The following is a 20,845-nucleotide window of genomic DNA, read 5'->3' on the forward strand; positions in this document are numbered from 1 at the left end:
GATGTCCAGGCACCCGCAGGGTTCAAGCCGAGCGTTTATTGAGGATGGCCTTGCCGGCGCGCGAACCGGTGGGTCGGCCCAGGTGGCGGCTGATGAAGTCGCCCGCGTCGATGAGGGCATCGAGGTCGATGCCGGTGTCGATGCCCATGCCGTGCAGCATGTAGACCACGTCTTCGGTGGCCACATTGCCGGTGGCGCCCTTGGCATAGGGGCAGCCGCCCAGGCCGGCCACCGAGGTGTCGTACTGCCACACCCCCATCTGCAGTGTGGCCAGGGTGTTGGCCAGGGCCTGGCCGTAGGTGTCATGGAAGTGGCCCGACACGTCATCGAGCGCGTACACCTGCAGGGCGGCCTCCATGGCGCGCTGCACCTTGAGCGGCGTGCCCACGCCGATGGTGTCGGCCACGCCCACGTGCTGCACGCCGATGTCTTTCATGAGCCGGGCCACCTGGGTCACGCGCTCAGGGGCGATGTCGCCCTCATAGGGGCAGCCCACGGTGCACGAGATGGCGCCCCGCACGCGGATGCCGGCGGCCAGCGCCGCGGCCACCACGGGCGCGAAGCGCTCGATGCTCTCGGCGATCGAGCAGTTGATGTTGCGCTGACTGAAGGCCTCGCTGGCGGCGCCGAACACCACGATCTCGTCGGGCCGCGACAGCACCGCCGCCTCATAGCCCTTGAGGTTGGGCGTGAGCACCGAGTACTGCACCCCGGCGCGGCGCTGCAGGCCCGCCATGACCTCGGCGTTGTCGCCCATCTGCGGCACCCACTTGGGGCTGACGAAGCTGGTGACCTCGATGTGCGTGAGGCCGGCGTCCTGCAGGCGGTGCACCAGGCCGATCTTGACCTCGGCAGGCACGGGCTGTTTTTCGTTCTGCAGGCCGTCACGGGGGCCGACCTCGACCAGTTTGACGCGGGTGGGCAGTGTCATGGGGGTGTCTCCGGAGATGAGTACGCGCCGGCTTCAGTAGCCGCGCTCGGGGTTGACCACGCCGGCGATGGCGTCCAGCGGGGCGCCGGCCTGCAGTGCCCGGATCTTGCCGGCGATCTGGGCAATGCTTTCTTCACGCAGGGTGCGGGCCGAGGTGTGCGGTGTGACCGTGATCTGCGGGTGCTGCCAGAACGCATGGCCGGCGGGCAGCGGCTCGGTGCGGAACACGTCCAGGGTGGCGCCGGCCACCTGGCCACGGGCCAGGGCGTCCAGCAGATCGGCCTCGACCAGGTGGGCGCCCCGCGCCACGTTGATCACATAAGCGCCGGGAGCCAGGGCCGCCAGGGTGTTGCGGTCGATGATGTTTTCGGTCTCGGGGGTGAGGGGCAGCAGGCAGACCAGCACCCGGGTGCCACGCAGAAAGGCCTGGAAGCCCTCGCCGCCCACCGGCCCCGAGAAGCACTCGATGCCCTCGACCTGTTTGGCGCTGCGGCTGTAGCCACGCACCGGGAACTCGAACAGGCGCAAGGCCTGGGCCACCCGCTGGCCCAGCACACCCAGGCCCATCACGCCCACGCTGAAGTCGCTGCGCAGGCGGGGCTTGCGGTACGACCACTTGCCCAGGGCCACGTCGGCCTCATAGCCATCGAGCTCGCGGAAATGCCGGATCACGGCATGGGCCACGAACTCGGCCATCTGCACCGACATGCCGGCGTCATCCAGGCGCACCACGGGCACCCCGGCGGGCAGGCGGCTTTTCATCAGGGCATCGACGCCCGCGCCGATGTTGAAGATCGCGCGCAGGCCGGCCTGCTGATCCAGAAAGGCCTGGGGGGGTGCCCAGACCACGGCGTAGTCGGCCTGGGGGTCGCCGGGCTGCCAGTTCGTGATGCGGGCGTCGGGGAAAGCGGCCTGAAGGCCGGCTTTCCAGGGCTCAGGCTTGGTGTCGGTAAGGCAGAGTGTGATGTTCATGGCGCCGCAGTCTGCCATCAAGTGCCCGTTTCTGCAGTCGCAGGCCGGTCAGGCCGCGACCTCCAGGCGCAGCAACTCGGCACCATCGCTGACCTGGTCGCCCGGGGCATAGAGCAGCTCCAGCACCGTGCCGTCGGCGGGCGCGGCAATGGTGTGCTCCATCTTCATGGCTTCCATCACGGCCAGAGGCTGGCCCTTGCGCACCGCATCGCCCGCCTTGACCGCAAACGACACCACCTTGCCCGGCATGGGCGCCGTGAGGCGCCCGCCCTCGCCCTGGCTGTCGCCCGCATGGGCCAGCAGGTCGATGACGGTGATCTGCGAGGCTCCGGCGGGCGCGAACACATGGGCCACCTCGCCCTGCACATCGACCTGCACGCCCAGGCGCTGGCCTTGAAACTCAAGCAACAGGCCCGAATCGGCGTGGCGCCAGTTCAAGGGGCCGGCGACCTCGCCGATGGCCAGTTGCAGCTGACCGTCGTGGCCGTAGGTGAGGCGCGCCTCACAGCGCTCGCCATGGAACTCGAAGGCAAAGCGGCGCACGTTCTCGCCGTGCGAGCGCCAGCCGTCGCGGCGGCTGAAGGGGTCGGCACCGGCCAGGGCTTGCTCGGACGCCAGGGTCTGGGCCACCACGGCGGCCGCCACCAGGGGCAGGCCCAGCACCTCTTGCTGGAACAACACGGCCTGCTCGCGCTGGATCAAGGCCGTGTCGAGCTGGGCCCCGGCAAACGAGGGGCTGCGCACCACATGGCGCAAGAACTGCACATTCGTGGCCAGGCCCACGATGTGGGTCTGGGCCAGGGCGGTATCGAGCCGCGCCAGCGCCTCTTCGCGGGTGGCCCCGTGCACGATGAGCTTGGCCACCATGGAGTCGTAGAACGGGCTGATGGCATCGCCTTGCCGCACACCATCGTCGATGCGCACCGTGCCGCGCTCGAAGCTGGTGCTGGCGGGTTTGCGGTAGATGTCCAGGCGGCCGGTGGCAGGCAGGAACTGCTTGTCGGGGGTCTCGGCACAGATGCGGGCCTCGATCGCATGCCCCTGGATGCGCAGGTCGGCCTGCTGCAGGGGCAGCGGCTCGCCGCTGGCCACGCGCAGTTGCCACTCGACCAGATCGAGGCCGGTGATGGCCTCGGTGACCGGGTGCTCCACCTGCAGGCGGGTGTTCATCTCCATGAAGAAGAAGTTCATGCTGCCGTCGGCGCGCTGCTCGACGATGAATTCGACCGTGCCGGCGCCCACGTACTGCACAGCCTTGGCGGCCGCCACCGCAGCGGCCCCCATCTGCTGACGCATGATCTCGCTCAGGCCCGGGGCCGGGGCTTCTTCGAGCACCTTCTGGTGGCGGCGCTGCACCGAGCAATCACGCTCGAACAGGTAGACGCACTGGCCGTGGGTGTCACCAAAGACCTGGATCTCGATGTGGCGCGGGCGCTGCACGTATTTCTCGATCAGCACGGCGTCGTCACCAAAGCTGTTGATGGCCTCGCGCTGGCACGAGGCCAGGGCCGCCGCAAAGTCTTCGGCCCGGTCGACCGCCCGCATGCCCTTGCCGCCGCCGCCGGCACTGGCCTTGATCAGCACCGGGTAGCCGATGCGGTCGGCCTCGCGCTGCAGCAGCTCGGGGTTCTGGTCGGCACCGTGGTAGCCGGGCACCAGGGGCACGCCCGCCTTCTCCATCAGTTGCTTGGATTCGGCCTTGAGGCCCATGGCCTTGATGGCCGAGGCCGGCGGGCCGATGAAGACCAGGCCGGCGGCCGCGCAGGCCTGGGCAAAGTCTTCGTTCTCGCTGAGAAAGCCATAGCCCGGGTGGATGGCCTCGGCCCCGGTGGACTTGGCGGCTTCCAGGATGCGCTCCCAGCGCAGGTAGCTGTCCTTGGGGGCGCTGCCGCCCACATGCACCGCCTCGTCACAGGCGGCCACATGCTTGGCCTGGGCATCGGCATCCGAGTAGACCGCCACGGTCTTGATGCCCATGCGGCGGGCTGTCGAGGCGACCCGGCAGGCTATTTCGCCGCGATTGGCAATCAGGATTTTTTTAAACATGGTGTCCTCGCGTCTCAATACCCTGCACACGCTGCGCGTGTCAGGCAATTTGGCTTCGCCGCTGCGCCGCGTTGCGGCTTGTCCCCACGGTTGGCAATCAGAATTTTCTTGAACATACGGTGGTCTCCAAAATCACGGTGCCCAGACGACCTGGTCGTCCACGGCGTACAGCTTGCAGGCTTGGCCTTTTCGGGCCTGGCAGAAGCCCAGGGCGCGGCCCACGGCCCAGTCGCCGGTGGCCCAGCCCACGTTGCCCGAGGGGCCGATGGCGAAAGCGCGGGGTGCCGGGGCGGCGAGGAATTTGCGGTAGAAGCCTTCGCGGGCGCTCTCGCTGATGGGCACCTCGTTGACGGCATCGATGCGACGCTGGCCCTGGGCGGGTGGCACGGTGGGCACACCGGGCCGGGTGAATCCCAGCCGGGCCAGGTAGGCCTCCACCAGGGGCACCCAATGGTCCATGTCGGCATTCATGCCGTTGTGGCCGTCCTTGCCCGACGCGGGCAAGGTGTGGAATTCAGCCAGGCCGCCACCCGCCGTCCAGGCCTGTTGCCAGCGGCGGGGGTTGTCCTCGCCCCAGTACAGGTCGTTGGCCCAATACAGCCACAGCATGGGCACCCGGGCCTCTTTGGCCTGGGCCTCCCAGGCCTTGGCGAGCACCGCCGGGCCGCAAGGGTTGCCTGCACGGCGCTCGGGATCGCCACCGGTCCCCCCGGAGAAGTTGATGCCCCCCACCAGCCCGGCGGGGTGGCGCGCGACCGTGGCGACGGCGGTCAACCCGCCGACGGACTGCCCCATGACCAGCCAGCGCGAGGTGTCGATGTCGGGTTGACTTTGGGCGTAGGCCAGGGTGGCCAGCACCTGGTCCGAGGCGGCCTTGGCCATGGGCTCGATGCGCATGGCATTGCAGGCGCCGCTGTCTTCGGGGTCGAAGTCACCGTAGGTTTCCCAGTAACCCAGGCGGGTGGGCAGCATCACGGCAAAGCCTTTGGCGACCAGGTAGCGCGCCATGTGCTCATAGCGCTGGCGCCCCTGTTGGGCACGCTTGTCCCGGGTGGGCCGGCCGTGGTTGAGGATCACCAGCGGGTGCGGCCCGGCCCCGGCGGGACGGAACACCGTGATGGGGATCTGGCGCGTTTCCTGGCGCCCATACAGATCGCTCACCGTGACGGGGATGTGCTGGATCTCTTCGCGCAGATCGGCCGCGAGCACAGGCTCGGCGGGCGGTGTTGCGGCTGGGTTCTGCGCCCCCGCCTGGCCCAGCGGGCCCAGGGCGAGCACGAGCAAGCCGGCCAGGCCCAGGAGACGTGAACGTGTCGACAGGCTGCGCATGGCTCAACCCTGCAGCCAGTTCGGCTTGCGCTTTTGCAGAAAGGACTGGATGCCCTCACGCCCTTCGGGGCTGACGCGCACATCGGCGATGCGCTCGACGGTGGAGGCGATCAGGGCCGCATCGATGTCTTGCCCGGCCACGTCCTGCACCAGGCGCTTGCTCAGGCGCACGGCCTCGGGGCCGGCGGCCAGCAGGGCTGCCGTGACGGCGTCCACCCGGGCGTCCAGGGCCTCGGCGGCCACCACCTCGTGGACGAAGCCGATGCGCAGCGCTTCAGCGGCGTTGAAGCGCTCGGCCGTCAGAAAGTAACGGTGGGCCGCGCGCGCGCCCATGGCCCGGATCACATAGGGGCTGATGGTGGCGGGGATCAGGCCCAGCTTGACCTCGCTGAGGCAGTAGTGCGCCGTGTCGACGCTGATGGCCACATCACAGGCCGCCACCAGGCCGGTGCCGCCGGCATAGACATCGCCCTGCACGCGGGCCACGGTGGGCTTGGGGCAGGCGTAGACCACGCGCAGCATCTCGGCCAGTTGCCCGGCATCGGCCAGGTTCTGCTCGCGGCTGTAGTCGGCCATGCTGCGCATCCAGTGGAGATCGGCGCCAGCACAGAAGGCCGGGCCCAGGCCGGCCAGCACGATGGCCCGCACCTCGGGGTGTTGCCCCAGATCGCGGAAGGCCTGGGTGAGTTCGGCGATCACGGTTTCGTTGAAGGCGTTGCGCACTTCAGGGCGGTTCAGGGTGACACGGGCCACGGGGCCGGTGTCGACGGTGATGGTGCTCAACTCGGCCATGTTTGAAGTCCTCTCAAGGTTTCGATCAGGTCAAAATCTGCGTCGCGGTGCAGCAGCTGATGGCCCTGGTGGATGCAGAAGCTGGCCAGCAGAATGTCGATGGGGCTGCGGATGGTGACGCCTTGTGCACGCAGCTCGCGGTACTCGCGGGCCGCCAGCAGAGCGGCTGATGAACCACCCAACTGGACCTGCGGCAGACTGCCCAGGTAGTGCTCGGCCAGGTCCAGCGCGCGGCCGGAGCGGAAACCACGCAGTACCTCGAACATCACCAGATCGGCCACCGCGATGTCACCGCGATTGCCTTGCAGCAATGCCCCCAATGCCGTGACAGCCCGGTTGCTGCGCCCCGCAAAGAAGTCGATCCAGACACTGGAATCCACCAGAATCACGGGCGCCGCCTTTTGGCTGGACGAGCCACTGCAGATTCCGCCTTGTAGCCAGGGGCAGGCTCTTGCGCCAGCGCCATGGCGGCGTCTTGCTGGCTGGCCGTCTGGGCTTGAACCTCGGCCCAGCCCTCGTCGGAATCATCCCAGTTCAACTGGCCTCGCAGAGCCAGCAAGCCGTCGTAGATTTTTTTACGCGCCAGCAGTCGCAAACCAGCTTCGACGGCTTCTTTTTTGGTTTTGAACTGCCCGGCCTCCATGGCAAGGGCCAGCAGCTCGTCGTTGATGTCGATGTTGGTGCGCACAGCAGACCTCGGATGTGTATAGATTTAGAAAAATATACACATCACATGCGGAAGACGCCAAATCGAGTGTCTTCGATCGGCGCATTGCGGGCGGCCGACAGGCCCAGGGCCAGCACGCGGCGGGTGTCGGCGGGGTCGATCACGCCGTCGTCCCACAGGCGGGCGGTGGCGTAGTAGGGGTGGCCCTGGTCTTCGTACTGTTGGCGGATCGGGGCCTTGAAGGCTTCTTCTTCGTCGGCGCTCCATTGGCCGCCCTTGGCCTCGATGCCGTCGCGCTTGACCGTGGCCAGCACGCTGGCCGCCTGCTCCCCCCCCATGACGCTGATGCGGGCGTTGGGCCACATCCACAGAAAGCGCGGGCTGTAGGCGCGGCCGCACATGCCGTAGTTGCCGGCGCCGAAGCTGCCGCCGATGATGATGGTGAACTTGGGCACGCTGGCCGTGGCCACGGCCGTGACCATCTTGGCGCCGTTGCGGGCAATGCCTTCGTTCTCGTACTTGCGCCCCACCATGAAGCCGGTGATGTTCTGCAAAAACACCAGCGGGATCTTACGCTGGCAGCACAGTTCGATGAAGTGGGCGCCCTTGAGGGCCGATTCGGAGAACAGGATGCCGTTGTTGGCAATGATGCCCACGGGCATGCCCTCGATGCGGGCAAAGCCGGTGACCAGGGTGGTGCCGAAGCGGGCCTTGAACTCGTCGAACTCGCTGTCGTCCACGATGCGGGCGATGATTTCGCGCACATCGAAAGGCTTGCGGGTGTCGGTGGGGATCACGCCGTACAGCTCGCTGGCCTCGAAACGCGGCGGCTTGGCCACGTCAGCGGGCACCGGGTCGGCCTTGCGGGCGTTCAGGTTCTTCACGGCCTGGCGCGCCAGCGCCAGCGCGTGCAGGTCGTTCTGGGCCAGGTGATCGGCCACGCCCGACAGGCGGGTGTGCACATCGCCACCGCCCAGGTCTTCGGCCGTGACCACCTCGCCGGTGGCCGCCTTCACCAGAGGCGGGCCGCCCAGGAAGATGGTGCCCTGGTTCTTGACGATGATGGTCTCGTCGCTCATGGCGGGCACGTAGGCGCCGCCGGCCGTGCAACTGCCCATCACCACCGCGATCTGCGAGATGCCCTGGGCGCTCATGTTGGCCTGGTTGAAGAAGATGCGGCCGAAGTGGTCGCGGTCGGGGAACACCTCGTCCTGGTTGGGCAGGTTGGCGCCGCCCGAATCGACCAGGTAGATGCAGGTGAGGTGGTTCTGTGCCGCGATCTCCTGCGCCCGCAGGTGCTTTTTCACCGTCATGGGGTAGTAGGTGCCCCCCTTGACGGTGGCGTCGTTGCACACGATCAGGCAGTCCACCCCGTTGACGCGGCCGATACCGGTGATCACGCCGGCGCAAGGGGCCGCATCGCCATACATGGCATGGGCCGCGAGCGGGCTGAGTTCGAGAAAGGGCGTGCCGGGGTCCAGCAGCATCTGAACCCGCTCGCGCGGCAGCAGCTTGCCGCGGGCCGTGTGTTTGGCCCGGGCGGCCTCGCCGCCACCGGCCGCCGCCTTGGCGACCTGCACGGCCAGGTCGTCGACCACGGCGCGCATGGCGCTGGCATTGGCCTGGAACTCGGCCGAACGGGGGTTGAGTTTGCTTTCAAGAATCATGGGGGCCTCAGGCGGTCTTGGTTTCTTCAAGACCCAGTTGGGTCTTCATCTCATCGCGGATCTTGAACTTCTGGATCTTGCCGGTGACGGTCATCGGGAAGCCCGACACAAAGCGGATGTAGTGCGGCACCTTGTAATGGGCGATCTGCCCCTTGCAGAAGGCGCGCAGCTCGTCTTCCGACAGGGTCTGGCCGGGCTTGACCACCACCCAGGCACACAGCTGCTCGCCGTACTGCCGGTCGGGCACACCGACCACCTGCACATCCTGCACCTTGGGGTGGCGGTACAGGAACTCTTCGATCTCGCGCGGGTAGATGTTCTCGCCGCCGCGGATGACCATGTCCTTGATGCGGCCGACGATGTTGACATAGCCCTCGGCATCCATGGTGGCCAGGTCGCCGGTGTGCATCCAGCCCTGGGTATCGATGGCTTCGCGGGTTTTTTCTTCGTCGCCCCAGTAGCCGTGCATGACCGAGTAGCCGCGGGTGCAGAGCTCGCCCGAGCTGCCGCGGGGCACGGTCTCGCCGGTTTCGGGGTTGGCGATCTTGACCTCCAGGTGGGGCTGCACCAGGCCCACGGTGCTGACGCGCTTTTCGAGCGGGGTGTCGGTGCTGCTCTGGCAGCTGACGGGGCTGGTCTCGGTCATGCCGTAGGCGATGGTGATCTGGCCCAGGTGCATGTCGGCCACCACGCGTTTCATCACCTCGATGGGGCAAGGCGAGCCGGCCATGATGCCGGTGCGCAGGGTGTGCAGATCGAACTCTTTGAAGCGGGGGTGGTCCAGCTCGGCGATGAACATGGTGGGCACGCCGTGCAGGCCGGTGCAGCGCTCGTCCTGCACGGCCTGCAGCACGGTCAGCGGGTCGAAGCCGTCGTTGGGGTAGACGATGGTGGCGCCGTGGGTGAGGCAGGCCAGGTTGCCCAGCACCATGCCAAAGCAGTGGTACAGCGGCACGGGGATGCACAGCCGGTCTTCGGGCGTGAGCTTCATGGCCTCGCCGATGAAGAAGCCGTTGTTCAGGATGTTGCGGTGGGTCAGCGTGGCGCCCTTGGGAAAGCCGGTGGTGCCGCTGGTGAACTGGATGTTGATGGCTTGCGTGGCCTTGAGCGTGGCCGCAAACGAGGGCAGGCGCGGGTCGAAGCGGTCGCCTCGGGCCAGCAGGCTGGAGAAGCGCAGCATGCCGGGCTCTTCGGCGCCCTCGCCCTCGACATCGATCCAGACCACGCTGCGCAGCTCGGGCAGGCGCTGCGCCTGCAACCGGCCCGGGACACTGGTGGCCAGCTCGGGCGCCAGCTCACGCAGCATGCCCAGGTAGTCGCTGGTCTTGAAGCGGGCCATGCTGACCAGGGCCTTGCAGCCCACCTTGTTGAGCGCGTACTCGACCTCGGAGGTGCGGTAGGCGGGGTTGATGTTGACCAGCACCAGGCCCACCTTGGCGGTGGCCAGTTGCATCAACACCCATTCGGCGTTGTTGTGTGACCAGATGCCGATGCGGTCGCCCACGGTGAGGTTCAGCCCCAGCAGGGCACTGGCCAGCTGGTTCACCTCGCCCTGCAGCTGGCGGTAGGTGTAGCGGCGCCCCTGGTGCAGGCTGACCAGGGCTTCGCGCTCGGGGTGGCGCTCGACCATGGCGTCGAAGAAGTCACCGAGGGTGTCCTCGATGAGGGCGATGTCGGTGCGACCCTGGGCGTAGCTCAGGGCCACCGGGGCGGCGGAATCGGCTGGGGCCATGTGTTTGTCTCCTCTGACGGGGCGTCGCCCTCGGGGGGCATTGCTCCGCAGGATACGTCGGCCGCCCGAAATTGCCGAGGCCAAGAAGGTTGCAAATCACGCCACAGGCCGGCACACTTGTCGCATGTCGCCCGAGCCCCGCCGCCCCCCTCTTCCAGCGCCCCAGCAAGCCGCCACACCGATGGCTTTTGTGAAGGCCATCCTGCAGGCCTACGAACGACGGGGACTGACGCCGGACCAGGCCTTGAAGACGGCACAAATCACGCCAGAAGACACTCTGGATGCGCAAAAAAAGGTCACGGCCCTGCAGTTCGAGTTGCTGTCGGGCGCCGCCATGCAGGAGCTGGACGACGAGGCCCTGGGCTGGTTCGGGCGGCGCCTGCCCTGGGGCAGCTACGGCATGCTGGCCCGGGCCTCGATCAGCGCCCCCTCGCTGGGCGTGGCCCTGAAACGCTGGTGCCGGCACCATGGCCTGATTGCCGACGACATCACGCTGAGCCTGAATGTGCAGGGCCGACACAGCAGCATCACCATCACCGAACACCGCGACCTGGGCGAACTGCGCGAGTTCTGCCTGGTATCAGTGCTGCGCAACATCCATGGCCTGGCCTGCTGGCTGATCGACTCACGCCTGCCGCTGCAGCAGGCTGCATTTCCCCTGCCGGCACCGGCCCATGCGGAGGTCTATCCGCTGTTGTTTCCGGGGCCGGTGGTGTTCGGGGCAGCGCAGGCCGGCATCCACTTTGACGCACGCTACCTGGAGATGCCGCTGCGACGCGACGAGGCCGCACTCAAGCAGATGTTGCAACGCGCCCTGCCCTTGACCGTGCTGCAGTACCGGCGCGACCGGTTGCTGGTGCAACGGGTGCGCCAGCTGCTGGCCCGCCAGCCGCAGGACACGCAAAGCGCCGAGGCCCTGGCGCATTGGCTGCACATCTCGCCGCGCACCCTGCACCGGCAGCTCAAGGACGAAGGCGCCACCTTGCAGGCCCTGAAGGACGAGGTGCGCCGCGAGCGCGCCACCGAACTGCTGCTGCGCACGGGCCGACCGATCAAGCAGGTGGCCGAAGCGGCGGGCTTTCGCAACGAGAAGAGCTTCATGCGGGCCTTTCGCGACTGGACGGGGCAGTCGCCCGCGGAGTTCCGGCGCCAGGCCGGCGCCGGCTGAAGCCTCAACGCCAGCCTGGCCGGATCACCGTGGCCGGATTTGCACCGGCCGTGGCACAGCCCGGCGGGCCGGTGCCGCTACGCTGTGGGCAGCGACCGCATCACCCCCTGGAGACAAGCCCCCATGATCACGCTGCATCACTGCGTCAGTGCCCGTTCATTCCGCCCCCTGTGGATGCTGGAGGAGCTGGCCCTGCCCTACCGTTTGCGCATGCTGCCCTTTCCGCCCCGGGTCTGGCAACGTGACTTTCTGGCCGACAACCCGCTGGGCACCGTGCCCTTGCTGGAGGACGGCGCGGTGCGCATGACCGAGTCGGCCGCCATCTGCCAGTACCTGAGCAGCCGGGTACCCGGCACCCCGCTGGCCGTGGCCCCCGACGAGCCGGATTACGCCGCCTGGCTGAACTGGCTGCACCAGGGCGAGGCCACCCTGACCTTTCCGCAGACCCTGGTGCTGCGCTATGGCCGCTTCGAGCCGCCCGAGCGGCGCCAACCCCAGGTGGCGGAGGATTACAGCCGCTGGTTCCTGGCCCGGCTCAAAGCGGTGGACGCGGCGCTGGCCACCGGCGCACCCTGGCTGTGCGGCGGGCGTTTCACGGCCGCCGATGTGTCGGTGGGCTACGCCTTGATGGTGGCCGGTCACCTGGGCCTGCTGGAACGCATGAGCCCGGCCATCCAGGCCTATTGGCAGCGCCTGCAGCAGCGGCCGGCCTTCGTGCGCGCCCTGGCTGCACAGCACCAGGCCGCCCTGGACCAGGGTGTGCCGACCACCCCGGCACCGGACACCGGGCCACCGGCCTGAAGCCAGGCCGCTTCAAGACCCCGGCCATGCCCCCGCTTCAGCAGCCCAGCAAGGCGGGCAGCTCCGCCATGCTGCGGAACACCTGCACGGCACCCGCGGCCAACAGGGCGTCACGGCTGTCGTGCAGGGTCTGGGCCGGCAGGTAGGCCAACACGGTGGCCCCGGCCGCCACGCCCGCCGTGACCCCGGTGACGGTGTCTTCGACCACGGCACAGCGGCGCGGGTCGACCTGCAGAAAGTCGGCCGCGGCCAGGTACACGTCGGGGGCGGGTTTGCTGCGCGGCATTTCGTGCCCGCTGAAGATGCGCCCCTCGAAGTAGGGGCTCAGGCCCACCTTGTCGAGCTGCAGATTGACCTTGAACCGGTCGGCCCCCGAGGCGCAGGCAATGCGCCCCTGGTGGTGGGCATGCACCCGCTCGACCGCGCCGTGCACATGCTCGACGGCGGTGAGGCGCTCGTTCAGGGCCGCATTGCGACGGGCATAGAACTCGGCCATCCAGGCATCGGTCAGGGGCATGCCGGTGCGCGCCTCGATGTTGGCCCGCTCATCACGCACCGCCTTGCCCACAAAGACGCGAAAGCACTCCTCGGCGCTCATCACCCAGCCCGACTCTTCGAGCATGTCGCGCAGCAGGCCGTTGGTGATGGGTTCGCTGTCCACCAGCACGCCATCACAGTCGAACAGCACCGCATCGAATCGCATCATGGTTGAACTCCAGAATTCAAGATTGGCTTCAAGAAGGGCGGGCGGCAGGGAACTCGCCGTCCACGTAGTACCAGCGCGGCAGGCCCGGGCCGTCGGCCTCGGGCCGGGTCTCGCGCACAAAGCGGCTGCGTTCATGCAGGCGCACGGCGCGGCCCTGCTCACGGTAACGGGCCACGAACTCGACCTGGGCGCGCTCGCCATCGGGCCAGTGACCGCGCAGCTCCAGGCCCAGCCAGCGCGGCGCAGGCTCGAAGTCCAGTTCGGTGGGCCGCGTGTCGGGGTGCCAGGTGGCCAGCAGGTAGTCGCGCCGCTGCAGCACGAAGGCGCTGTAGCGCGAGCGCATCAGGCTTTCGGCGTCCGGTGCGGGCGTGTGATCAAAGTGGTCGACAAAGCGCCCGCAGCAATCCGCCCAGGCCAAGGGGCGGCGGCGAGCGTCCAGGCGGCCGCAGGGGCAGGGGTCAGAAGGGGCCATCACGCAGACAGGCCGTTGCCGGCCGGGGCAAAGGCCCGGATTTTACGAGACGGCGGCCGGGGCGGCCCGCCCCATCAGGCCAGGGCGCGCTGGATGATGATCTTCTGCACGTCGCTGGTGCCTTCGTAGATCTGGCACACGCGCACGTCGCGGTAGATGCGCTCCAGCGGAAAGTCTTTCACGTAGCCATAGCCGCCCAGGGTCTGGATCGCGGCGCTGCAGACCTTCTCTGCCATCTCGCTGGCAAACAGCTTGGCCATGGCGGCTTCCTTGAGGCAGGGGCGGCCGGCGTCGCGCAGGGCTGCGGCATGCCAGATCAGTTGGCGCGCCGCCTCCAGTTGGGTGGCGCAGTCGGCCAGGCGAAAGCCCACTGCCTGGTGGTTGAAGATGGCGGTGCCAAAGCTCTCGCGCTGCTTCGCATAATCGACGGCCACTTCGAAGGCACTGCGCGCCATGCCCAGGCTTTGCGCGGCAATGCCGATGCGGCCGCCCTCCAGGGCCGACAGGGCGATCTTGTAGCCTTCGCCCTCGGCACCGATCAGGTTCTCGGCCGGGATGCGACAGTTGTCAAAATTGATCTGGGCGGTGTCGCTGCTGTGCTGGCCCAACTTGTCCTCCAGCCGGGCCACCACATAGCCCGGGTTGGCGGTGGGCACCAGAAAGGCACTCATGCCGCGCTTGCCGGCGGCCTTGTCGGTGACGGCGATCACGATGGCCACGTCACCGTTCTGACCGCTGGTGATGAACTGCTTGACGCCGTTGATGACGTACTCGTCGCCCTGTTTGACCGCCGTGGTGCGCAAGGCCGAGGCATCGCTGCCCACGTGGGGCTCGGTCAGGCAGAAGGCGCCCAACATGCGGCCCTGGGCCAGGGGCACCAGCCACTGCTGCTTCTGGGCCTCGTTGCCATAGCGCATCAGGATGGCGTTGACCGGGCAGTTGGTGACGCTGATGGCGGTGCTGGTGCCGCCGTCGCCAGCGGCCACCTCTTCAAGCACCAGGGCCAGGCTCACATAGTCGAGCTCGGCGCCGCCGTAGGCCTCGGGCACGCAGATGCCGTAGGCACCGAGCGCGGCCAGGCCCTGGTGGGCTTCCTTGGGAAAGTGGTGCTCACGGTCCCAGCGGGCGGCATGGGGCCAGAGTTGCTCGCGGGCGAAATCGCGCACGGCGTCGCGGATCATTTCCTGGTCTTGGGTCAACAGCATTCGGGTCTCCTGGATCGTTGTTCTGGGGGTGCTCCGGCTTGCGCAGGCTTTACCAATGGCTGGCGCGGCGGCCGTCGTGGTGCAGCAGGCGCCCACGGTCGGACGGGGTGAGGCCGGCCAGGGTGCGGCGCAGGCCCTGCACGCTTTGCTCGACGGTCAGCGGGGCGGACTCGCCCCCCATGTCGGTGCGCACCCAGCCCGGGTCGATGGTGACCAGGGTGGCGCGTGGGTAATCATGCTGGGCCGCAGCCACCGCCATGTTGAGGGCGGCCTTGCTGACGCGGTACAGCCAGGCGCTGCTGTTGGGCACGCTGCCGATCTGGCTCATGGAACTGGAGATGGCGGCAAACACACCGCCCGCCTCTTCAACCATGGGCATGATCTGGGGCAGCACCTGCATGGCCCCCAGCACATTGGGGTGCATGACGGCATCGAAGTGCTCCCGCGTGGGGGGTGAGAGCGCGTTGCCGCGGTCCATGACGCCGGCCACATAGAGGGCCAGGTCGATCTTTTCGCCATCGAGCTGCCACGACAGGCCGCTGACGCTGGCCGGATCGGCCACGTCCAGCTTGAGCACCTGGGCGCCCAGGTCTTGCAATTGGCGGCGCGCGTCATCGCTGCGCACGGTGGCGATGACGCGCTCGCCGGCGGCCAGCGCCTGGCGCGCCAGTTCCAGGCCGAGGCCGCGCGAGGCGCCGATGATCAAAGTGGTGCTCATGGGGATGCTCCGTGAAACAGGCCTCGGGCTTCAGCCCAGGCCTTCCTGTTGCAGTTGGGCCTGGTAGCGGGCCACCATCTGGGCCTGTGACTCGGGCGCCGTGGCCAGCCCGATCTGGTCGTGCAGCATCTCGCCCAGGGTGGGCAGCACGCTGCGCGGCTGCTGGGCCTCGGGCCGCCACAGGCGCGAACGCATGAAGGCCTTGGCACAGTGGAGGTAGGCCTCTTGCACCCGCACCTCAATGACCAGCTTCGGGGGCTGACGCCCTTCGGCAAAGCGCTGGGTGAACTCGGCCTCGTCGCGCAGCCGGGCCTGCCCGTTGACGCGCAGGGTTTCGTCCACACCCGGGATCATGAACAGCAGGCCGATGCGCGGGTCTTGCACCAGATTCTGCAAGGTGTCGAGGCGGTTGTTGCCCGAGGAATCCGGCAACAGCAGGGTGTGCTCGTCGGGGGTGTGCACAAAGCCAGGGGCCCCGCCACGCGGCGAGGCGTCCAGCCACTGACCCGCAGCCCCTGCCGAGGCCAGCACGCAAAAGGGCGACAGGCTGATGAAGCGCCGTGCGTGCCGGTCGAGTTGCGCCATCTGCTTGAGGCGCGGGCGCTCGGCCGGCGGTGGGTACAGGGCGCGCAGTTGCTCCAGGGTGCTGATCATGGGCCGCCTCAGGGGTTCATCAAAGCAGTTCGAGTGCCAGCGCCGTGGCCTCGCCACCGCCGATGCACAGGGTGGCCAGGCCGCGCTTCTTGCCACGGGCCTTGAGCGCGTGCAGCAGCGTGACGATGATGCGGGCGCCGCTGGCGCCGATGGGGTGGCCCAGGGCGCAGGCCCCGCCGTTGACGTTGACGATGTCGTGCGACAGCTTCAGCTCGGTCATCAGCGCCATGGGCACCACGGCAAAGGCCTCGTTGATTTCCCAGAGGTCGACGTCGGCGGCCGACCAGCCGGCCTTGGCCAGGGCCTTCTGGGTGGCGCCCAGCGGGGCGGTGGCAAACCACTCGGGCTCCTGGGCGTGGGTGGCGTGGCTGACGATGCGGGCCAGGGGCTGGCAGCCCAGCTTCTGGGCGGTCGCCTCGCGCATCATCACCAGGGCGGCGGCGCCGTCGTTGATCGACGAGCTGGAGGCGGCGGTGATGGTGCCGTCTTTCTTGAACGCGGGCTTGAGGCCGGGGATCTTGTCGAGCTTGACCTTGCCGGGGCCCTCGTCCACCGAGATGACGGTCTCGCCTGAGCGCGATTTGACGGTGACCGGCGCGATCTCGGCTGCGAAGGCGCCTGACTCGGTGGCCGCCTTGGCACGCTGCACGCTGGTGACGGCAAAGTTGTCCTGCTGCGCGCGGGTGAAGCTGTATTTGGCGGCGCAGTCTTCGCCGAAGGTGCCCATGGAGCGGCCGGGCTCGTAGGCGTCTTCCAGGCCATCGAGCATCATGTGGTCAAAGATGCGGTCGTGGCCCATGCGGTAGCCGCCACGGCCCTTCTGCAGCAGGTAGGGGGCGTTGGTCATGCTTTCCATGCCCCCGGCCACCATCACCTCGTGGGTGCCGGCCAGCAGCATGTCGTGTGCGAACATGGCCGCCTTCATGCCCGAGCCACACATCTTGGACAGGGTGACGGCCCCCGCCCCCTTGGGCAGACCGCCCTTGAACGCGGCCTGGCGCGCCGGGGCCTGGCCCTGGCCGGCCATCAGGCAGTTGCCGAACAGCACCTCGCCCACCGCATCGGGCGAGACGCCCGCACGCTCGACGGCGGCACGGATGGCCACGCCGCCCAGGTCGTGGGCCGCGAGGCTGCTGAAGTCGCCCTGGAAGCTGCCCATGGGGGTGCGGGCGGCGCCGACGATGACGATGGATTCGGACATGGTGATCTCCTGGTGTTGGTATGACTGACTGGATTGGCTGACTGGGATGGGGGTGACCCTTCATGAGGCCTGGCTGGCCTGCGAGGGTGAGAAGCGCCGGCTGCGCTCGTACGGAAAGATGTCGTGCACGTGGCCCGCCTGGATGCGCTCCTGGTGCTGCTGCCAGAAGCCCACCTCCAGCAGGTCGGCGTGGTGCCGCATGAAGACCTCGCGCACCGCGGGGTGGCCCAGCAGAAAAGGCGCAAAGGTTTCGGGGAACACATCGCGGGGGCCGACGCTGTACCAGATCTCGCCCGAGAGTTCGTCCTCTTCGTTGCGGGGCTCAGGCACGCGGCGGAAGTTGCAGTCGGTGATGTACTCGATCTCGTCGTAGTCGTAGAAGACGACCTTGCCGTTGCGCGTGATGCCGAAGTTCTTCCACAGCATGTCGCCCGGGAAGATGTTGGCGGCCACCAGGTCTTTGATGGCGTTGCCGTATTCGATCACGCTGCGCTCGATCTGGGCCCGCGCCGCAGGGTGCTCCAGCCCCTGGTCGAAGGCCTCTTGCAGGTACAGGTTGAGCGGGATCATGCGGCGCTCGATGTAGAGGTGCTTGATGATGACCTCGGTGCGGCCGTCGCCATCGCGGTCGCTGATCTCAAGCTGGCTGGGGGCGAACTTCTGGATTTCGGCGATCAGTTCGTCGCTGAAGCGCTCGCGCGGGAAGGCCACTTCGCTGTACTCCAGCGTGTCGGCCATGCGCCCCACCCGGTCGTGCTGCTTGACCAGCAGGTACTTGCCCTTGACCTGCTCGCGCGTGGTGTCCTTGGGCGGCGGGAAGTAGTCTTTGATGAGCTTGAAGACGAAGGGAAACGAGGGCAGGTCGAACACCAGCATGACCATGCCCTTGATGCCGGGTGCGATGCGGAAGCGGTCGGTGGAGTGGCGCAGGTGGGCCAGAAAATCGCGGTAGAACAGGGTCTTGCCCTGCTTGGCCAGGCCCAGTGCGTTGTAGATCTCGGCGCGCGGCTTGCGTGGCATCAGCGAGCGCAGGAACTGCACGTAGGCCGAGGGGATCTCCATGTCGACCATGAAGTAGGCGCGCGCAAAGCTGAACAGCATCTGCAGATCGTCTTCGCCGAACAAGGCCGCGTCGATGCGCAACTGACCCCGGCTGTTGTGCAGGATGGGCAGGGCAAACGGCAGTTCGTTGAAGCCGTTGATGAGCTTGCCCACCACATACGCGCCCTTGTTGCGGAAGAACAGGCTGGACAGCACCTGGATCTGGAAGTTGGTGCGCAGCTTCACATCGCCCAGGCGCTGGTGCAGGGCCTGCAGCACGCTGGCCACGTCGCGGGGCAGGTCTTCGAATTGACGCTGCAGCCGGAAATGCTCGATGAGCTGGGTCAGCACCTCGGGCAGCGTGGCGCGCGAGGGGTAGTAGGCCCGGAAGCTGGGCTGGGCGCCAGGCTCGTCGTCTTCGATGTACTCGGTGCTGACCGCCGGGCGCACAAAGATGAAATCGTTGTGGAAATGGGTGCGGTGCAGGATCTTGGTGGTGACCGAGTTGAAGAAGGTCTCGGCCAGCTCGGGCTGGTGGTGGTCGACCAGCAGACCGATGTAGTGCAGCTTGACCTGCTGCCACACGTCCATGGGTTGGGCACCGGCCTTGAACTCTTTCTCGAGCCGCATCACGCATTCCTTGACGCGCAGGCCGTAGAACTCGATGCGCTCGCGCTGGGCGCGCTGCTGGCCGTGCCAGTCGCAGGTCTCGAAGCGGTGTTTGGCCCGGGCCGATTCGGTGCGGAACAGGCGGTAATGGCGGTTGAAACCGTCCATCATGGCCCGGGCGATGCCATGGGCCTGGGGGGCGTCAAGCCGGGATGGAAACATGGCTCACGCCCTGCCGCTCAAAAACTCAGATGGCCACGCCGCGCGGGTAGCGCTTGAGGCCGTTGCGGAACATGGGCATCACGTCGTCGGGGCCTTGCATGCTGACGCGCAGGTCGTTGACCAGCCCGTCCTTGAGGCCATAGCACCAGCCGTGCAGGGCCAGCTTCTGGCCCCGGTGCCAGGCGTCTTGCACGACATTGGTCAGGGCGACGTTGCCGACCTGCTCGATGACATTCATCTCGCACAGCACATCTTCCTGCTCGGCCATGCTCAGGTGATCCAGGCGGCGACGATGGCGCACCTTGACGTCGTGCACATGGCGCAGCCAGTTGTCGGCCAGGCCGACACGCATGCCACGCAAGGTGGCCAACACGCCACCGCAACCATAGTGGCCCACCACCATGATGTGCTCGACCTTGAGGTAATCGACCGCGAACTGGATCACCGACAAGGCGTTCAGATCGGAGTGCACCACCACGTTGGCCACGTTGCGGTGCACGAACACCTCGCCCGGATCCAGCCCCGTGATCTCGTTGGCAGGCACGCGGCTGTCGGAGCAGCCGATCCAGAGGTACTTGGGGTTTTGCTGCTGGGCCAGCTGGCTGAAAAAGCCGGGGCGGGCCTGCTCCATTCGGGCCGCCCAAACGCGGTTGTTGTCGATCAGATGCTGAAGGCTGGAGGGAGAAGTCATGCGGCGATGTTAGCGGCTGTGCATGTCAGTTGCTTGAGGCTCAGCAAGTCTCCGCAAACAGCTCGCGGCCAATCAGCATGCGGCGGATCTCGCTGGTGCCGGCGCCGATCTCGTAGAGCTTGGCATCGCGCCACAGGCGGCCCAGCGGGTATTCATTGATGTAGCCGTTGCCACCGAAGATCTGCACGCCCTCGCCCGCCATCCAGGTGGCCTTTTCGGCGCACCACAGGATGACGCTGGCGCAGTCCTTGCGCACCTGGCGCACGTGCTCGGTGCCCAACAGGTCGAGGTTCTTGGCCACGGTGTAGGCAAACGAGCGGCCGGCCTGCAGCACGGTGTACATGTCGGCCACCTTGCCCTGGATGAGCTGGAACTCGCCGATGCTCTGGCCGAATTGCTTGCGGTCGTGGATGTAGGGGATGACGTTGTCCATCACCGACTGCATGATGCCCAGCGGGCCACCGGTGAGCACGGCGCGCTCATAGTCGAGCCCGCTCATGAGCACCTTGGCACCCATGTTGAGGCCGCCCAGGATGTTCTCGGCCGGCACTTCGACGTTGTTGAACACCAGTTCGCCGGTGTGGCTGCCACGCATGCCGAGCTTGTCGAGCTTTTGCGCGATGCTGAAGCCCTTCATGCCCTTTTCGATCAGGAAGGCGGTGACACCGCGGGCGCCCAGCTCGGGCTCGCTCTTGGCATAGACCACCAAGGTGTCGGCGTCGGGGCCGTTGGTGATCCACATCTTGCTGCCATTGAGCAGGTAGTAGCCCCCCTTGTCTTCGGCCTTCAGCTTCATGCTGATGACGTCGGAGCCGGCGCCGGGCTCGCTCATGGCCAGGGCGCCCACGTGTTCGCCGGAAATCAGCCGGGGCAGGTACTTGGCCTTCTGGGCCTCGGTGCCGTTGCGGTTGATCTGGTTCACGCACAGGTTGCTGTGCGCACCGTACGAGAGGCCGACCGAGGCGCTGGCGCGGGAGATTTCCTCCATGGCCACCATGTGGGCCAGGTAGCCCATGTTGGCACCACCATAGGTTTCAGGCACGGTGATGCCCAGAACCCCCAGCTCGCCCATCTTGCGCCACAGATCCATGGGGAACTGGTCGTTGCGGTCGATCTCGGCCGCGCGGGGAGCGATCTCAGCCTGGGCAAAGTCGCGCACGGCGTCGCGCAGGGCATCGATGTCGTCACCCAGTTGGAAATTGAGGCCGGGCAGGTTCATGG

Annotated in this window: 20 protein-coding genes; 2 read left to right on the forward strand and 18 right to left on the reverse strand. The window is 67.4% G+C overall.

Features of this window, described 5'->3' with window-relative positions; genetic code table 11:
- Nucleotides 1–22: 22 nt before the first annotated feature.
- The 9 genes from L880_RS0128560 to L880_RS0128600 form a co-directional block, all read right to left on the reverse strand.
- Entirely contained in the window at nt 23–931 is a 909-nt protein-coding gene (locus L880_RS0128560) for a hydroxymethylglutaryl-CoA lyase (RefSeq protein WP_019576417.1), read from the reverse strand.
- Nucleotides 932–964: 33 nt separating this feature from the next.
- Nucleotides 965–1,903 carry a 2-hydroxyacid dehydrogenase gene (locus tag L880_RS0128565; protein ID WP_027478503.1) on the reverse strand — a complete coding sequence of 313 codons (939 nt, stop codon included), beginning with the start codon at nt 1,901–1,903 and terminating at the stop codon, nt 965–967.
- Between the two features lie 48 nt (nt 1,904–1,951).
- Nucleotides 1,952–3,949 carry an acetyl/propionyl/methylcrotonyl-CoA carboxylase subunit alpha gene (locus L880_RS0128570; RefSeq protein ID WP_027478504.1) on the reverse strand — a complete coding sequence of 666 codons (1,998 nt, stop codon included), beginning with the start codon at nt 3,947–3,949 and terminating at the stop codon, nt 1,952–1,954.
- A gap of 132 nt (nt 3,950–4,081) precedes the next feature.
- Complete coding sequence (locus L880_RS0128575) at nt 4,082–5,278, reverse strand: alpha/beta hydrolase family protein (RefSeq protein WP_027478505.1); 1,197 nt, start codon at nt 5,276–5,278, stop codon at nt 4,082–4,084.
- Between the two features lie 3 nt (nt 5,279–5,281).
- Complete coding sequence (locus tag L880_RS0128580) at nt 5,282–6,070, reverse strand: enoyl-CoA hydratase/isomerase family protein (protein WP_027478506.1); 789 nt, start codon at nt 6,068–6,070, stop codon at nt 5,282–5,284.
- Complete coding sequence (vapC, locus tag L880_RS0128585; RefSeq protein WP_019576412.1) at nt 6,058–6,459, reverse strand: type II toxin-antitoxin system VapC family toxin; 402 nt, start codon at nt 6,457–6,459, stop codon at nt 6,058–6,060. Before vapC ends, L880_RS0128580 begins: the two co-directional genes overlap by 13 nt.
- Nucleotides 6,456–6,758 (reverse strand): type II toxin-antitoxin system VapB family antitoxin, encoded by a 303-nt coding sequence (locus tag L880_RS0128590; RefSeq protein ID WP_019576411.1) that lies wholly within the window; start codon nt 6,756–6,758, stop codon nt 6,456–6,458. Before L880_RS0128590 ends, vapC begins: the two co-directional genes overlap by 4 nt.
- A gap of 41 nt (nt 6,759–6,799) precedes the next feature.
- Nucleotides 6,800–8,404, reverse strand: coding sequence for a carboxyl transferase domain-containing protein (locus L880_RS0128595; RefSeq protein ID WP_027478507.1), 1,605 nt, complete (start codon nt 8,402–8,404; stop codon nt 6,800–6,802).
- Between the two features lie 7 nt (nt 8,405–8,411).
- On the reverse strand, nt 8,412–10,136 hold the full coding sequence (locus tag L880_RS0128600) for an AMP-binding protein (protein ID WP_043330852.1): 1,725 nt from the start codon (nt 10,134–10,136) through the stop codon (nt 8,412–8,414).
- Between the two features lie 124 nt (nt 10,137–10,260).
- Between L880_RS0128600 and L880_RS0128605 the strand changes: the two genes are divergently transcribed.
- Together L880_RS0128605 and L880_RS0128610 are read left to right on the forward strand one after the other, a co-directional pair.
- A complete protein-coding gene (locus L880_RS0128605) occupies nt 10,261–11,304 on the forward strand; it encodes an AraC family transcriptional regulator (protein WP_043330854.1) in 1,044 nt (347 codons plus the stop codon).
- Between the two features lie 123 nt (nt 11,305–11,427).
- Nucleotides 11,428–12,105, forward strand: coding sequence for a glutathione S-transferase family protein (locus tag L880_RS0128610; RefSeq protein ID WP_027478510.1), 678 nt, complete (start codon nt 11,428–11,430; stop codon nt 12,103–12,105).
- Between the two features lie 37 nt (nt 12,106–12,142).
- Here the strand turns inward: L880_RS0128610 and L880_RS0128615 are convergent, their stop codons facing one another.
- The 9 genes from L880_RS0128615 to L880_RS0128655 all read right to left on the reverse strand — a co-directional run bounded on the left by L880_RS0128615 (nt 12,143) and on the right by L880_RS0128655 (nt 20,843).
- A complete protein-coding gene (locus L880_RS0128615; RefSeq protein ID WP_027478511.1) occupies nt 12,143–12,808 on the reverse strand; it encodes an HAD family hydrolase in 666 nt (221 codons plus the stop codon).
- Nucleotides 12,809–12,839: 31 nt separating this feature from the next.
- A complete protein-coding gene (locus L880_RS0128620; RefSeq protein ID WP_027478512.1) occupies nt 12,840–13,283 on the reverse strand; it encodes a YchJ family protein in 444 nt (147 codons plus the stop codon).
- Between the two features lie 74 nt (nt 13,284–13,357).
- Nucleotides 13,358–14,488: an acyl-CoA dehydrogenase family protein gene (locus tag L880_RS0128625; protein ID WP_027478513.1), complete on the reverse strand. Its 1,131-nt coding sequence runs from the start codon at nt 14,486–14,488 to the stop codon at nt 13,358–13,360.
- A gap of 49 nt (nt 14,489–14,537) precedes the next feature.
- Entirely contained in the window at nt 14,538–15,206 is a 669-nt protein-coding gene (locus L880_RS0128630) for an SDR family oxidoreductase (RefSeq protein WP_027478514.1), read from the reverse strand.
- Between the two features lie 30 nt (nt 15,207–15,236).
- Complete coding sequence (locus L880_RS0128635) at nt 15,237–15,860, reverse strand: pyridoxamine 5'-phosphate oxidase family protein (RefSeq protein ID WP_019576402.1); 624 nt, start codon at nt 15,858–15,860, stop codon at nt 15,237–15,239.
- Between the two features lie 19 nt (nt 15,861–15,879).
- Nucleotides 15,880–17,061, reverse strand: a complete 1,182-nt coding sequence (locus L880_RS0128640; protein ID WP_027478515.1) for an acetyl-CoA C-acyltransferase — start codon at nt 17,059–17,061, stop codon at nt 15,880–15,882.
- Nucleotides 17,062–17,121: 60 nt separating this feature from the next.
- Nucleotides 17,122–18,933, reverse strand: coding sequence for a bifunctional isocitrate dehydrogenase kinase/phosphatase (gene aceK, locus L880_RS0128645; RefSeq protein ID WP_027478516.1), 1,812 nt, complete (start codon nt 18,931–18,933; stop codon nt 17,122–17,124).
- Nucleotides 18,934–18,958: 25 nt separating this feature from the next.
- Complete coding sequence (can, locus tag L880_RS0128650; protein WP_043330856.1) at nt 18,959–19,624, reverse strand: carbonate dehydratase; 666 nt, start codon at nt 19,622–19,624, stop codon at nt 18,959–18,961.
- Nucleotides 19,625–19,664: 40 nt separating this feature from the next.
- Nucleotides 19,665–20,843: an isovaleryl-CoA dehydrogenase gene (locus L880_RS0128655; RefSeq protein ID WP_027478518.1), complete on the reverse strand. Its 1,179-nt coding sequence runs from the start codon at nt 20,841–20,843 to the stop codon at nt 19,665–19,667.
- Nucleotides 20,844–20,845: the final 2 nt, after the last annotated feature.

The sequence above is a fragment of the Curvibacter gracilis ATCC BAA-807 genome (genome assembly GCF_000518645.1).
Taxonomy (GTDB): Bacteria; Pseudomonadota; Gammaproteobacteria; order Burkholderiales; family Burkholderiaceae_C; genus Curvibacter; species Curvibacter gracilis.